Source organism: Pandoraea sputorum (assembly GCF_000814845.2).
GTDB classification, from domain to species: domain Bacteria; phylum Pseudomonadota; class Gammaproteobacteria; order Burkholderiales; family Burkholderiaceae; genus Pandoraea; species Pandoraea sputorum.
Genome location: NZ_CP010431.2, coordinates 2,101,024 through 2,115,911, shown reverse-complemented (window position 1 = coordinate 2,115,911; position 14,888 = coordinate 2,101,024). Strand labels below are relative to the sequence as shown.

Below are 14,888 nucleotides of genomic sequence, written 5' to 3'. Positions count from 1 at the left end.
CCGGCGCCCCCGGAAGTCGTTCCGCGTCGTCTCAATCCGGGGATGTATGGAGTTCATCCGGCCAGACGAGCGCGCCCCCGCCTTGCAGCGTGCCATATCTCGGATTACGGAAGTTTCGGCTAACGCCGTATTAGGAGAATCCCGAAGTCGGACGGGGGGGGTGACGCGGGGGATCCGAAGTGCGGGGACCGCTCAGGACTTCAGCAGATCGATGACGGATTCGAGACGGCGACGCAGATCGTCGACATCGAGTGCAGCGTCGCCCGGTTCGCCGGAGGTCGACGCATCCACCGGCACGCCCGCCGCTCCCGAAACGCGCGCGCCACGCGGCGTGTCGGCTTCGAGACGATTGCGTGCCCCATTGATCGTGAAGCCCTGCTCATAGAGCAATTCCCGGATACGCCGGATCAGCAGGACTTCGTGATGTTGGTAGTAACGCCGGTTGCCGCGTCGCTTGACCGGACGCAGTTGCGTAAACTCTTGCTCCCAATAGCGCAGCACATGCGGTTTGACACCACATAGCTCGCTCACCTCACCGATGGTGAAGTAACGCTTGGCGGGAATCGGCGGCAAGGCAACGTGATCCATCGCGGCGTTAGCGGAATGGGACGACGGTTAAATTGCGGACGAAAAACCAACGGCCGCCACAGAATGCGGCGGCCGGGGGAATTACTTGCTCAGTACGCCGGACTCGACCATCGTCTTGAGTTTCTGGCTGGCGTGGAAAGTCACGACACGGCGCGCGGCAATCGGAATCGCTTCGCCCGTCTTCGGATTCCGACCCGGGCGCTGTGGCTTGTCGCGCAACTGGAAGTTACCGAAGCCGGAGAGCTTGACGCTGTCGCCCGATTCGAGCGCATCGCGGATCGATTCGAAGAACGCCTCGACCATATCCTTTGCTTCGCGCTTGTTCAGGCCGACATGCTCGAACAGTAACTCGGCCAGTTCGGCCTTGGTCAGCGTCGGCGCCTCGGTCGAGACCTCGTTCACTTCGCCGCGACCCAACGCAATGCGTTGTGCCGCGAGCATGGCTTCAAATTCACCAGGATTCATTTCGTTCATACGTCCCACGCGATGGCGATGACAGTGCGATAGCCCACTCGCACCCGGATTTTTCTACTGGGTTTTAAGCGCGCAAACGTGCGCCGAACCCTTCTACCCGTTGTACCAGTGCGTTAATGGCGCCCTGGACCGTCTCGTCCTGCAACGTACCCGAGGGGTCTTGCAGAGTAACACGAAACGCCACGCTTTTGTCCTGGGCTCCCAGGGAGCCCGAAGCCGCGCCCGCCTTGGGCCGGAACTCGTCGAACAGGCGCACCGACTGCACCACACTGCATGCCGGATCGTCATGACGCGCAGCCAGCATCGCATCGAGCAGCACCTGAACCGGCTGTGCCTGATCGACCACCAATGCGAGGTCACGCGTGACGGGCGGGAACTTCGAGATCTCCTCGTAGCTCGCGACGTCACGGCCGAACAGCGCCTCTGCCTCGATCTCGAACAGCACCGGTGCCTGCGGCAGGTCGTACTTCTGCTGCCAGCGCGGATGCAGCTCGCCGATGAAACCGACGCGCTTGCCGTCCACTTCGATTGCAGCACTGCGTCCCGGATGCAACGCGGGATGCTCAGCCTTCACAAAACGCGCTACGCGCGGTGCCAGCAAGGCTTCGAGATCGCCCTTCACGTCGAAGAAGTCGACCTGACGCGCCGCTGCGCCCCACTGCTCTTCGAGCACAGGACCGTAGGCCAGCGCCGCTACTGTCAGCGGCTGACGATACCCACCCACGCTCAGTTCACCAGACGCCACAGTGTTGTCACGGTGATAGGTGCGACCGATTTCGAACACACGAACGCGCGATGCCTTGCGATTCAGGTTGTAACGCGCCGTCGCGATCAGGCTGCCGATAAGCGTCGAGCGCATCACGGCGAGGTGACTCGCGATCGGATTCAGCAACTTTATCGGATTGTCGTTACCGGCAAAGTCGGCTTCCCATTCCACGTCTACGAAGCTGAAACCGACCGTCTCGTGATAGTCGCGCGCGGCCACGGCGTGACGCACGGCATGCTGCGAACGACGGCCCTCCTGCGTCGGACGCATTTCGCTCGCGGCCACCGGCGGATTGGCCGGAATACGGTCGAAACCGTAAATGCGCGCGATCTCTTCGATCAGATCCTCTTCGATCTCGATATCGAAACGGTAAGACGGCGGCGTGACCTCGAACACGCCGTCCACCAGCGTGAACGGCAGACCAAGACGCGTGAAGATCGCACTCATTTCCTGCTCGGTGACCGGCACGCCGAGAATCTTGACGGCACGGGCCACACGCATCTTCACCGGCTGACGCTCTGGAAGCTTCGCGACCTGGTCCTCCAGCGGACCGGCCTGGCCACCACAGATGTCGAGGACCAGTTGCGTCGCTCGCTCGAGCGCGCGCACGTTGCCAGCGAAGTCGACACCGCGCTCGAAGCGATGCGATGCGTCGCTGGTGAAGTTGTACTTGCGAGCACGGCCCTGAATAGCTTGCGGGAAGAAGAACGCACCTTCCAGGAAGATGTTCTGCGTCTCGAGACCGGCCTTCGTCGAATCGCCGCCCATAATGCCGGCGAGGCCGATCGGGCCGCTGGCGTCGGTGATGGCAAGGGTCGTCTCGTCGAGCGTGACCGTCTGCTCGTTGAGCAGCTTGAGCGTCTCGCCCGCGCGGCCGAAGCGCACGTCGATCCCGCCTTGCAGACGATTCAGATCGTAGACGTGCAGCGGCTGACCCAGCTCGAGCATCACATAGTTGGTGATGTCGACGAGCGCCGAGATTCTGCGCTGTCCGGCGCGCTCCAGGCGCTCCACCATCCAGCGCGGCGACGGTGCCGCAGCGTTCACGTTACGGATGATGCGGCCACCGAAGCGTCCGCAACCGTCCGGCGAGCTGATGCGCACCGGCAGCGTGTCGGCGATGGTCGACGCCTGTGCGCCCTGCCCCGGGAGATCCTTGAGCGGTGCGCCGGTAATCGCCGCGACTTCGCGGGCAACACCGAGCAGCGACAGACAGTCTGCCTTGTTCGGGGTGAGCTTGACGACGAAGATCGTGTCGTCAAGATCGAGATACTCGCGGATGTTCATGCCAACCGGTGCGTCTTCCGGCAGGATCATCAGTCCGGCATGATCCTCCGAGAGCTTCAGCTCACGCGCCGAGCACAGCATGCCGAAGCTTTGCACGCCACGCAGCTTGCCGATCTTGATCTGGAACGGCGCTCCACCCGCTTCGGACGGCGGCAAAGCCGCACCGACGGTAGCGCACGGCACCTTGATACCCGGCGCCACGTTCGGTGCACCACATACGATGGTCAGCGTCTCGCCGGTGCCGGCATCGACCTGACAGACGTTCAGACGGTCAGCATCCGGGTGACGGGCGACTTCGAGCACCTTGGCCACGACCACGCCGGTAAACGGCGGCGCAACGGGATCGGTTTCCTCGACTTCGAGCCCGGACATCGTCAGGGCATGCGCCAACGCGTCCGTCGACAAGTCCGGGTCGACCAGGGTACGCAGCCACGATTCAGAGAATTGCATGGATCAGTTCGCTCGCAGTTAAGTCTTCACTTCCGAAAGCCCGGCGGCAGCGGCTTTGCGCGCCAGCCAGGGCTATCGGCATCGATTACATGAATTGGCGCAGGAAGCGCAGATCGTTCTCATAGAACAGACGCAGATCCTGCACGCCGTAGCGCAGCATCGTCAGACGCTCCAGGCCCGAGCCAAACGCGAAACCGATGTAGCGCTCGGGGTCGAGACCCATATTACGGACCACTGACGGGTGCACCTGCCCCGATCCCGAAATCTCCAGCCACTTGCCGGCGTTCTTGCCGGTCTCGAACTGCATATCGATTTCGGCGGACGGCTCCGTGAACGGGAAGTACGACGGGCGGAAACGCACCTGAATGTCGTCGCGTTCGAAGAACTTGCGCAGAAAGTCGGTGTACACGCCCTTCAGGTCCGCGAAGCTGATGTCTTCGGCGATCCACAGGCCTTCGACCTGATGGAACATCGGCGAGTGCGTGGCATCGGAGTCGACACGATACGTACGTCCCGGCGCGATCACCTTGATCGGCGGCTTGTTCATGCGCGCATAACGCACCTGCATCGGGCTCGTATGCGTGCGCAGCAGCAGCGGCTTGCCCGCATCGTCATTGCCTTCGACGTAGAAGGTGTCCTGCATCGAACGCGCCGGATGGTTCTCTGGGCTGTTCAGGGCAGTGAAGTTGAACCAGTCGGTTTCGATCTCGGGGCCGTCGGCCACGTCGAATCCGATGGAACGGAAAATCTGTTCAACGCGCTCCCAGGTGGTGAGCACAGGGTGCAGACTGCCAGCGCCCAGGCCTCGGCCGGGCAGCGTGACGTCGATAGCCTCGGCCGACAGGCGCGCATCGAGCAGCGCATCGGCCATGGCCTGGCGGCGCGCCTGCAGGGCGCCTTCGATCTGTTGCTTGGCCGCGTTGATCCGTGCGCCTTCGGTCTTGCGCGTTTCGGGATCAAGCTTGCCGAGGCCTTTGAGCAACTCGGTCAGTTGGCCAGTCTTGCCGAGAAAGCGGGCTTTCTCGTTTTCCAGCGCGGCGGCGTCGGGAGCGGCGGCGAACGCACGCTGCGCTTCGCTGACGATAAGTTCCAGATCCATATGCTACAGACTCAAGTTAGGCGGTCGGAATGGCCGCGTGTACCAGCGAAAACAAGCGGAAAGGCAAGCGAAAAACAAAAGGGGGCTCCGATGAGAGCCCCCTCTTGGCGAACGGCGCGCACTAAAACGCGCTATACGCTAACTACAGCTTAGGCTGCGACGGCGGCTTTCACCTGAGCGACAATCGCGGCAAATGCCGGCTTGTCGTTGATGGCCATGTCGGACAGCACCTTGCGGTCGAGTTCGATCGAGGCCTTCTTCAGACCAGCGATGAACACGCTGTAGGTCATACCGTGCTGACGCACACCTGCATTGATACGCGCAATCCACAAGGCGCGGAACACGCGCTTCTTGTTGCGGCGATCGCGGTAGGCGTATTGCCCAGCGCGCATGACCGCTTGCTTGGCGATGCGGAAGACGTTATTGCGGCGGCCGCGGAAACCCTTGGCTGCTGCGATGACTTTCTTATGGCGGGCCCGTGCGGTGACCCCACGTTTGACTCGAGGCATGTTTCTCTCCTATCTAAGTCGGGGTTTAAGCGAAGGGCAGCATTGCGCGTACGGAGTTCAGATCAGACTCATGAACGCCGACGGCACCGCGCAGGTGACGCTTATTCTTGGTGGTCTTCTTCGTCAAAATGTGACGCTTGAAGGCCTGACCACGCTTGACGGTACCGCCAGGACGCACGCGAAAGCGCTTCTTGGCACCGCTCTTGGTTTTCATCTTAGGCATGAAAAACTCCAGGGTTTTTAACATGATCACAGGTGTGACGCCAAAATCGCGCCCCTTTTAGAACCTGAGACCACTTATTTTCAGGGTCCGACTGCACCCTGCATCGCTGCCACGCCCTTAACGGGCGACGGCGGCAATTCTTTGCTGCCCGGCGGTGTCGTTCGACACCGCCACGGCATTATTTCTTCTTCGGCGCGATGACCATGATCATCTGACGGCCTTCCATCTTCGGCATCTGTTCCGGCTGGCCGACCTCTTCGAGATCGGACTTCAGACGTTCCAGCATACGAGCACCGATTTCCTGGTGAGCCATCTCACGGCCGCGGAATCGCAGCGTGATCTTGGTCTTGTCGCCGTCTTCGAGGAAACGCTTCAGATTGCGCAACTTGACGTTATAGTCACCGTCGTCGGTGCCAGGTCGGAATTTGACTTCCTTGATCTGAACAACCTTCTGCTTCAGCTTGTTCTCGTGCGCTTTCTTCTGTTCCGAATACTTGAATTTGCCGTAGTCCATCAGACGGCAAACCGGCGGATTCGCGGTCGGTGCAATTTCCACCAGATCGACATCAGCCTCTTCGGACAGACGGAAAGCTTCTGCCAGTTTCACAATGCCGAGCGGCTCGTTGTCGACGCCATTTAGACGCACTTCGGGCGCAGTAATCTCGCCGTTGATGCGATGCGACTTATCGGTAGCGATGTTGCTTATCCTCGAAAAAAGTCAAAAATTTAGCCGCGCTGTCCGACAGGCGTTATTGGAACGATGCGCATTCTTGCGCAAGACGTTCGATGAGCGCGTCAACGGGCATCACACCCAGATCCACGCCGCCACGGGCACGCACGGCTACCGTATTGCCCTCCTGCTCTTTATCCCCAACCACCAAGAGATAGGGAACTTTCTGCAGAGAGTGCTCGCGTATTTTATAGCTAATTTTCTCGTTGCGCAAATCGCTCCGAGCCCTAAGCCCTTGTTCTTTCAACTTTTTCGTCACTTCTTGGGCGTAATCGGCCGTTTTTTCCGAGACATTCATCACAATCACCTGCTCCGGCGCCAGCCAGACAGGCAATGCACCAGCGTGGTGCTCGATCAGAATCCCGATGAAACGCTCGAGCGAGCCAAGGATTGCCCGGTGAAGCATGACCGGACGCTTGCGGCTGTTGTCTTCGGCCACATACTCGGCGTCCAGGCGCTCCGGCATCGAGAAATCGACCTGCATCGTGCCACATTGCCACTGACGGCCGAGCGCATCCTTGAGCGTGTATTCGATTTTCGGACCGTAGAAAGCGCCGTCGCCCTCGGCAATCTCGAATTCGCAGCCCGAACGGCGCAGCGATTCCATCAGCGCGAATTCGGCTTTATCCCAGTTCTCGTCCGAACCGACACGATGCTCAGGGCGCGTTGCGACCTTGTAAATCATGTCCGTGAAGCCGAAGTCCTTATAGACCGCGTGCAGCAGCGCCGTATAGTTCACGCACTCGTCGAGGATCTGGTCTTCCGTACAGAAGATGTGACCGTCGTCCTGCGTGAAGCCACGCACGCGCATCAGGCCATGCAGGCCGCCCGACGGCTCGTTGCGATGGCACTGGCCGAACTCGCCGAAACGCAGCGGCAGATCGCGATAGCTGTGCAGCGCCGAATTGAAAATCAGGACGTGTCCCGGACAGTTCATCGGCTTGAGCGCATAGGCGCGGTTCTCCGATTCCGTCGTGAACATGTTGTCCTTATAGTTCTCCCAGTGCCCCGACTTTTCCCACAGCGAGCGGTCGAGGATCTGCGGACCCTTCACTTCCTGGTAGCCATTGTTGCGGTAGACGCGGCGCATGTATTGCTCGACCTGCTGCCAGAGCGTCCAGCCCTTCGGGTGCCAGAAGATGAGGCCCGGCGCTTCCTCTTGCATATGAAAGAAGTCGAGCGCGCGGCCGAGCTTGCGGTGATCGCGCTTTTCGGCTTCTTCCAGCATGTGCAGATACGCATCCTGGTCTTCCTTCTTCGTCCAGGCCGTGCCGTAAATGCGCTGAAGCTGCTCGTTCTTCGCGTCGCCGCGCCAGTAGGCGCCAGCCACCTTCATCAACTTGAAGACCTTGAGCTTGCCCGTCGACGGGACGTGCGGGCCACGGCACAGATCGACGAACTTGCCTTCGCGGTACAGACCGATTTCGTCCGTGGCCGGGATCGATTCGATGATTTCGGCCTTGTACTTCTCTCCCATCGAGAGGAACAAACGCACGGCATCGTCGCGCGACAGCACTTCGCGCGTCACCGGCTCGTCTTTCTTGGCGAGCTCGTGCATCTTCTTCTCAATCGCTTCGAGATCTTCTGGCGTGAAAGCACGATGGAAGGAGAAGTCGTAGTAGAAGCCGTTTTCGATGACAGGACCGATCGTGACCTGCGCCTCGGGGAACAACTCCTTGACGGCGTAGGCCAGCAAGTGGGCCGTCGAGTGACGAATGACGTCGAGGCCGTCGGCGTCCTTGTCCGTGACGATGGCGAGACTCACGTCGCGATCGATCAGATAGGACGTATCGACCAGCTTGCCGTCAACGCGGCCGGCCAAGGCAGCCTTGGCCAGACCCGTGCCGATCGAACCGGCGACTTGCGCCACCGTCAGGGGGGCTTCGTACTGGCGTTGCGAACCGTCAGGCAAACGTACCGAAATCATGTCGCACTCCCATGCGCAAAAACGTCACGCGCGGCCCACGCCACGCGGCAAACCACGAAAAAAAACGGCCTCGACTGTCGTCGAGGCCGTCTCTTCATTCCTAGCATCCAGACGAAAAACACCCTCGACTTAACGTCGCACCTTCACCACTGTGAAAGTTCGGGCAGTCTTCAACATGAGTGTTTTCCAGCGCCTGTGTCTGCGGGGCTTCGCGGACTGTAATGCATCAAATTTCGTTGGTAGGCTCGATTGGACTCGAACCAACGACCCCCACCATGTCAAGGTGGTGCTCTAACCAGCTGAGCTACGAGCCTACTGCAAGAGAACGAGATTCTAGCAAGGTTTCGGCACATCGCCAAGCGATTATTGTGCCTGCCGACGAAAAACCGCATCAATCAAGGCTTTCGCGCGGAGTCGCGACGGCAATTGCCGCATCGTACTGTCTGCGGCGAGCCCCGGACAATTCACCCGAAAGAGCTCGCCGCCAACAGCTATTTCAACGCCTGCGCGACGACACTACACCCGCCACACCACTCAACTGCGCCAGCGCACGTTGCAATTGGCCACCGTCGCGCACCTCGACCGTGAACTGCATGAACGCCTGCGCACCGCGCGATTGCGTGCTGACGCCCGTCACGTTGAGCTTCTCTCGCGAAAACACTTCGGAGATGTCGCGCAGCAAACCCTGACGATCCGTCGCCTCGATCTGGATATTGACCGGATAGGCCGCAACGCCGCGCCCTTCGAGCACGTCGGACGACCACGCCGTCTGAATCACCCGCTCGGGCGCGCGCGCCTTCATCGACTGGAAACTACTGCAGTCCTGCCGGTGAATCGACACGCCCTTGCCCCGGGTGACGAAACCCACAATCGGATCCGGCGGTGCCGGCCGGCAGCACTTGGCCAATTGCGTCAGCAAAGCGCCGACACCCACCACCAGCACACCGCTCTTCGCCCCCTGCGCAACACTCGTATCGAGACTCTTCTTGGCGACGACCGTGTCGTCATCCTTCGGCTCGGGCCCCGGCAGATTGCCCGAGAGCGCCTGTTCGACGTGCCGCAGGCTAAATTCGTCTTTGGCAATCGACGCGTAGAGATCGTCCGGCGCGCGAAAACCCAGACGCGCCGCCAACTCTTCAAGGTTGACGGACGTCTTGCCCTCGCGTTGCAACGTCTTGTCGATGATCGTGCGGCCGTGCGCAATCGTCTCTTCGAGGTCGATGGTGTTGAACCACTGACGTACCTTCTGACGCGCCCGATGGCTCTGCAAATACCCAAGCTGTGAATTGAGCCAGTCCCGCGACGGACCACCCTGCTTGACCGTGACGATCTCAACCGTCTGCCCGTTTTGCAGCGGCGTATTGAGCGGCACCATCGCGCCGTCGACACGCGCGCCCCGACACCGATGCCCCAGCTCCGAATGCAGGTGATAAGCAAAGTCGACCGGCGTCGCCCCTTGCGGCAACGCAATCACACGCGCCTGCGGCGTAAGCACGTAGATGTGATCGTCGATCGTCGCGCGCTTGAGCTGTTCCCATGGCTGCACGGTAGCCTCGGCGCCCACGGTATCGGCGACATCGTCCTTCCACGCGAGCAACTGGCGCAGCCACGCGATTTTCTCGTCGTAAGCGTCGTTCGCCGAAAACGCACCGCCGTAACCCCGCTGCCCGGCTTCCTTGTAACGCCAGTGCGCCGCAATGCCGTACTCGGCGAAGTGGTGCATTTCGTTCGTGCGAATCTGCACTTCGAACGCGCGCCCGTCGTCGCCGATGACGACCGTATGCAACGACTTGTAGCCGTTCGGTTTCGGACGCGAAATGTAATCGTCGAACTCTTTCGGAATCGGTTGCCACAGGTTATGGACAATGCCCAGCACCGTGTAGCAATCCTTGATGTCGTCGACGATCACGCGAAACGCCCGCACGTCGTAAAGCTCGGCAAAATCGACCGCCTTGCCGCGCATCTTCTTCCAGATGCTGTAGATGTGCTTCGGCCGCCCGGACACCTCGGCCTTGACGCCCGCGCGCGACAGTTCGTCCTGAAGCCGCTGGATCGCCCCTTCGATAAAGGTCTGACGCTCGACGCGCTTTTCCTCCAGCAGCTTGGCGATCTGCTTATAAGTGACCGGCTCCAGGAAACGGAACGCGAGGTCTTCAAGCTCCCACTTCAGTTGCCAGATACCAAGTCGATTGGCCAGCGGCGCATAGATTTCCAGCACCTCGTGCGGCATCTCTTCGGGCGGCGCCTTTTTCTCGGCCGCATACCAGCGCAGCGATTGCAGACGCGACGCCAGCCGGATCATTACAACGCGAATGTCCTGCGCAAACGCCAGCAGCATCTTGCGCAGCCCCTCGACCTGCGACTTACGCTCCGCGATGGCGTCACGATCGCGGCCATCGACCGGCATCGCTTGCGCGGCACGCGCGCCAGCACCCGAGAGCCGTTGCAGCTTGCGCACATCGATCACGAGCGCGGCGACTTCGGCGCCGAACTTCTGCGTCAAGGTCGCTTGCGGATCGGGGAGGAACTCGACGGCCGAAAAGAGCGCAGCCGCCTGATGCGTCGCCTCGTCCACGCGTAGCGTGTCGAGAATCGCGATCATGCCGCGCGCGTGCGCCATGATCGGCTCGCCAGAAGAGAGGACGTGTTCGCCGCACAGCGTCGCGGCGAACGCGAGTGCGTCGTCCAGAGTAGCGGGCAGTGGTGCATCACCCACACCCGGCGTCGAACGCGACTCAGTGGATGTCGGTGCTTGATGTTGGTTCATGTCGGAACACGGGGCGACCAGCGCCCCGGATGTTGCGGGTCGTGCGCTCAGCTTTCGCGCTGAGCTGCCACGACCACGATTTCAACAAGCATGGCAGGGTCGGCGAGCAACGCCTGCACCGTAGCACGCGGGGGCGCATTACCTGCCGGCACCCACTCGTCCCACACCTGATTCATTTCACCGAAGTACTTCATGTCCGAGATGAAGATCTGACAGGACAAAATGAGCGACTTGTCGCTGTTCGCTTCGCCGAGCAGGCGGTCGATGTGCGCGAGCACCTGACGCGTCTGACCTGCCATATCCTGTGAGCGGTCGTCGGGGGTCTGACCGGCGAGATAGACGGTGCCATTGTGCACAGCCATATCCGACCAGCGCTTTTCGACGTAAAAACGTTGTACTGCCATGATGTAAGACTCCTCGTATTCTTCTGACTCGGGACCTACCGCCACGCCACGTCGTACGGACGCGTCTCAGTCGGCATATCCCTCATAAAATCGGCGTGCGATCTCGATCTGATCCGCATGCACAAAGGTCGGCGCGTGTCCCACGCCGGGAATTTCAACGGCGCGCGCGTGTTGCGCGTGCGCCAGCATCTGGTCGAGCGTCGTGCGCGAAAGCAGGTCCGACTGCTCGCCCCGCACGATCAATGTCCGCCCCGGGAACGCGGCAAGCGACGCCCAAAGCATAGCCTCTCCTGCCGCAATGGCCTCAGGCGTCACCGCCGAGAAAGCCGTGCCGATCGACGGGTCGTAACGCAACACATAGCCATCGCCATCCGCCTTGAGTAGCGGCTCGCTCAGCGCAAGCCACTCCTGACGGGTATGCGGCCCGAACGCCGACGAGATCGACCAGATGTAATCTGCGCCCTCGTCGATCGATGCAAATCGCTTCGGGATACCAACATACTGCCCGATGCGCGCGAGGGCTGGCGCATCGATATGCGGACCCACGTCGTTAAGCAACAGGCTACGAATCGGTGTATCCGGCAGACCCGCGAGTCCCATGCCGATGAGTCCCCCCATCGACGTACCAAACCAGTCGACGGTCGCGACGCCGAGACGAGCGATAAGCGTCACCATGTCCGCGACGTACTGCGGCACAACGTAACCCGCGGGGTTTCGCAACCAGGACGACTGGCCTCGCCCCACCACATCGGGGCACACCACACGGTAGTCGTTTGCGAGCGCATTCGCCATCGCGTCAAAATCGCGGCCACTGCGCGTGAGCCCGTGAACGCAGACCAACACACGAGGGTTCTCGGGATCACCCCACTCTGCATAGGCCATGCGATGCAGCCCGGATGGACTCAGACACTGAACGTTCGACAGACGCGGCGCGTGACTCGGCATGGCAGACTCATCGGATCGGTTTCCAGACTCGAATTCTACCGCGCTTGCCGCAAACCGTAAGCTAGAATGAGGTCACTCATTAGCGGCATCAAACCGCAGTCTGCGGGCCGCACTCGTCGACATCGAGTTCCTCCCCCACCCTCCTCCCGCACGGAGACGACGCAATGCTGAAAGGAAAAATCGCCCTCGTGACCGGCTCGACCAGCGGCATCGGTCTGGGCATGGCACAAGCGCTTGCGGCACAAGGCGCCACCCTCATCACGAATGGTTTCGGCGACGCAGATACGGCGCGCAAGGCTATTGCCGATGCCGCAGCGAAGGCGGGCCACACCGGCACACGAGTCGGCTACCACGGTGCCGACATGAGCCGCGCAAGCGAGATCGAGACGATGATGCAATACGCCGAATCGGAGTTCGGTGGCGTGGACATTCTGGTGAACAACGCAGGCATTCAGCACGTTGCGGAAATTCAGGATTTTCCGACGGACAAATGGGACGCGATCATCGCCATCAACCTGACGTCCGCTTTCCATACCACGCGACTTGCCTTGCCCGGCATGCGCACACGCAACTGGGGACGCATCATCAACATCGCGTCGGTCCACGGACTCGTCGGCTCGGCAGGCAAGTCGGCGTATGTGGCAGCCAAACACGGCATCGTCGGCCTGACGAAAGTCACGGCACTGGAAAATGCGCAGACCGGCGTGACGGCCAACGCGATCTGCCCGGGCTTCGTGCTCACGCCACTCGTGCAAAAGCAGGTGGACGACCGCGCAGCCCGTGACAAGCTGTCAGGGGATGAAGCGAAACGCTCGCTGCTCGGCGAGAAGCAACCGTCTGGCGAGTTCGTCACGCCCGAGCAGCTCGGAGCGCTCGCCGTGTTCCTGTGCAGCGACGCCGCCGCGCAAGTGCGCGGCGCAGCGTGGAACATGGACGGTGGCTGGACGGCACAGTAATGTGACGAAGGCGGCGACGAAGGCACCGACGCGGCATTTCAACCGCTAGCCAACCATGCTGACCATCAAAACAAAACGGGCGGAGAAACTCTCCGCCCGTTTTGCCTTGCACAGTCCAACTTCCTACATCATCGACGACCGGGTTCAACGGCCCAGGCCATCCTCAGCAATCCGTTGCCGCGCCTAACCCGGTAACCCTGGCGTCGGCGGCAAGCGCTTTGACCTCAGACAGCGCTCGTATCGAGCTGCGCTCCGGTCTTCTGCGAAATTTCTTCCTTCGTCACGCCCGGTGCCAGTTCGATGACCTTGAGGCCGTCCGGCGTGATGTCGATCACACCGAGATCGGTAATGATGCGATTGACCACGCCCACACCGGTCAGCGGCAGATCGCACGCCTTGAGGATCTTGTGCGCATCGCCCTTGGCCACATGCTCCATGAGCACTACCACGCGACCGACGCCAGCAACGAGGTCCATTGCGCCGCCCATGCCCTTGATCATCTTGCCCGGGATCATCCAGTTCGCGAGGTCGCCCTTTTCGCTGACCTGCATCGCCCCGAGAATCGCCAGATTGATGTGACCGCCGCGAATCATCGCGAACGAATCGGCCGACGAAAAGATCGACGAGCCCGGGAGCGTCGTCACGGTCTGCTTGCCCGCGTTGATCATGTCGGCGTCCACTTCGTCTTCGGTCGGGAACGGACCGATACCGAGCAGGCCGTTTTCCGATTGCAGCCAAACTTCCATGCCGTCCGGCACATGGTTCGCCACCAGCGTGGGCAAACCGATGCCAAGGTTCACGTAAAAGCCGTCTTCGAGCTCTCGCGCCGCGCGCGCAGCCATTTCATCACGATTCCATGCCATGGTTATCTCCTTGATCTCGGCGCTTACTTGGCACGTACCGTGCGTTGTTCGATGCGTTTCTCCGGATGTGCGTTCAGCACAATGCGCTGAACGAAGATCCCCGGCAGATGCACATCGTCCGGGTCGATCGAACCGGTTTCGACCAGTTCTTCGACTTCGACGATGGTGATCTTGCCGGCCATGGCGGCCATCGGATTGAAGTTGCGAGCGGTGCGGTTAAAGACGAGGTTGCCTGCGCGGTCGGCCTTGGCAGCCTTGACCAGCGCAACGTCGGCGCGCAGCGAGCGCTCCATGACGTACGTCTCGCCATCGAACTCGCGCGTGTCCTTACCTTCGGCAACAACAGTGCCCACGCCCGTCTTCGTAAAGAATGCCGGAATACCAGCGCCGCCAGCGCGCAGCTTCTCGGCCAGCGTGCCCTGCGGCGTGAATTCAAGTTCGAGTTCGCCCGCCAGATACTGACGCTCGAATTCCTTGTTTTCGCCCACGTACGACGAAATCATTTTCTTGATCTGACGCGTCTCAAGCAGCAGACCAAGGCCGAAGCCGTCGACACCGGCGTTGTTGCTGATACAGGTGAGCCCCTTGACGCCCGAGTCGCGCAATGCGGCGATCAGGGCCTCCGGAATGCCACACAGGCCGAAGCCACCGACGGCGAGCGTTTGCCCGTCTGCGACGACACCGGCGAGCGCCTCCTTGGCGCTGGCGTATACCTTGTTCATCGTTTGTCCCTTTCCCTCGGTTGAGAATTGAAATTATGCCGCGCGCTCGCGCGTTGCGAGGCTTGCGACAGTCCGCCGACACCACGGACCACGCACCTCATGCAATCTCAGAGCTTACGGTGGCACGCAAATGGGGCACAATACGTGAAATTACATATCTTCCCGCGTACCGGGCCGC

Annotated in this window: 14 protein-coding genes and 1 tRNA gene; 1 reads left to right on the top strand and 14 read right to left on the bottom strand. The window is 61.0% G+C overall.

All coding sequences use genetic code 11. The features are described from left to right. Positions 1–192: 192 nt before the first annotated feature. The 12 genes from NA29_RS09380 to NA29_RS09325 all read right to left on the bottom strand — a co-directional run bounded on the left by NA29_RS09380 (position 193) and on the right by NA29_RS09325 (position 12,169). The gene (locus tag NA29_RS09380) at positions 193–588 is read right to left on the bottom strand and encodes a MerR family transcriptional regulator (RefSeq protein WP_039397710.1); all 396 of its coding nucleotides are present in this window, start codon (positions 586–588) and stop codon (positions 193–195) included. 81 nt (positions 589–669) lie between these two features. After that, the gene (locus tag NA29_RS09375) at positions 670–1,062 is read right to left on the bottom strand and encodes an integration host factor subunit alpha (RefSeq protein ID WP_039397708.1); all 393 of its coding nucleotides are present in this window, start codon (positions 1,060–1,062) and stop codon (positions 670–672) included. 64 nt (positions 1,063–1,126) lie between these two features. Then, positions 1,127–3,565: a phenylalanine--tRNA ligase subunit beta gene (gene pheT, locus NA29_RS09370; protein ID WP_039397706.1), complete on the bottom strand. Its 2,439-nt coding sequence runs from the start codon at positions 3,563–3,565 to the stop codon at positions 1,127–1,129. Between the two features lie 85 nt (positions 3,566–3,650). After that, positions 3,651–4,664 carry a phenylalanine--tRNA ligase subunit alpha gene (gene pheS, locus NA29_RS09365; protein ID WP_039397704.1) on the bottom strand — a complete coding sequence of 338 codons (1,014 nt, stop codon included), beginning with the start codon at positions 4,662–4,664 and terminating at the stop codon, positions 3,651–3,653. 149 nt (positions 4,665–4,813) lie between these two features. Further along, on the bottom strand, positions 4,814–5,173 hold the full coding sequence (rplT, locus tag NA29_RS09360; protein WP_010806048.1) for a 50S ribosomal protein L20: 360 nt from the start codon (positions 5,171–5,173) through the stop codon (positions 4,814–4,816). Positions 5,174–5,198: 25 nt separating this feature from the next. Next, the gene (gene rpmI / locus NA29_RS09355) at positions 5,199–5,396 is read right to left on the bottom strand and encodes a 50S ribosomal protein L35 (protein ID WP_010806049.1); all 198 of its coding nucleotides are present in this window, start codon (positions 5,394–5,396) and stop codon (positions 5,199–5,201) included. Positions 5,397–5,574: 178 nt separating this feature from the next. Beyond that, on the bottom strand, positions 5,575–6,093 hold the full coding sequence (gene infC / locus NA29_RS09350) for a translation initiation factor IF-3 (protein ID WP_072633239.1): 519 nt from the start codon (positions 6,091–6,093) through the stop codon (positions 5,575–5,577). 52 nt (positions 6,094–6,145) lie between these two features. Next, positions 6,146–8,053, bottom strand: coding sequence for a threonine--tRNA ligase (gene thrS, locus NA29_RS09345; protein ID WP_039397702.1), 1,908 nt, complete (start codon positions 8,051–8,053; stop codon positions 6,146–6,148). A 237-nt stretch (positions 8,054–8,290) separates the two neighbouring features. After that, positions 8,291–8,367, bottom strand: a tRNA-Val gene (locus NA29_RS09340). Between the two features lie 182 nt (positions 8,368–8,549). After that, complete coding sequence (locus NA29_RS09335) at positions 8,550–10,820, bottom strand: RelA/SpoT family protein (protein WP_052252735.1); 2,271 nt, start codon at positions 10,818–10,820, stop codon at positions 8,550–8,552. Between the two features lie 47 nt (positions 10,821–10,867). Further along, positions 10,868–11,224 carry a RidA family protein gene (locus NA29_RS09330; protein WP_039397700.1) on the bottom strand — a complete coding sequence of 119 codons (357 nt, stop codon included), beginning with the start codon at positions 11,222–11,224 and terminating at the stop codon, positions 10,868–10,870. Between the two features lie 66 nt (positions 11,225–11,290). Next, on the bottom strand, positions 11,291–12,169 hold the full coding sequence (locus tag NA29_RS09325; RefSeq protein ID WP_039397698.1) for an alpha/beta fold hydrolase: 879 nt from the start codon (positions 12,167–12,169) through the stop codon (positions 11,291–11,293). 164 nt (positions 12,170–12,333) lie between these two features. Between NA29_RS09325 and NA29_RS09320 the strand changes: the two genes are divergently transcribed. Further along, entirely contained in the window at positions 12,334–13,125 is a 792-nt protein-coding gene (locus tag NA29_RS09320; protein WP_039397696.1) for a 3-hydroxybutyrate dehydrogenase, read from the top strand. Positions 13,126–13,349: 224 nt separating this feature from the next. On the opposite strand, the gene NA29_RS09315 is transcribed toward NA29_RS09320, so the two are convergent. Both NA29_RS09315 and NA29_RS09310 read right to left on the bottom strand, forming a co-directional pair. Then, entirely contained in the window at positions 13,350–13,988 is a 639-nt protein-coding gene (locus NA29_RS09315; RefSeq protein ID WP_039397694.1) for a CoA transferase subunit B, read from the bottom strand. A 23-nt stretch (positions 13,989–14,011) separates the two neighbouring features. After that, positions 14,012–14,710: a CoA transferase subunit A gene (locus NA29_RS09310; protein ID WP_039397691.1), complete on the bottom strand. Its 699-nt coding sequence runs from the start codon at positions 14,708–14,710 to the stop codon at positions 14,012–14,014. Positions 14,711–14,888 lie beyond the last annotated feature (178 nt).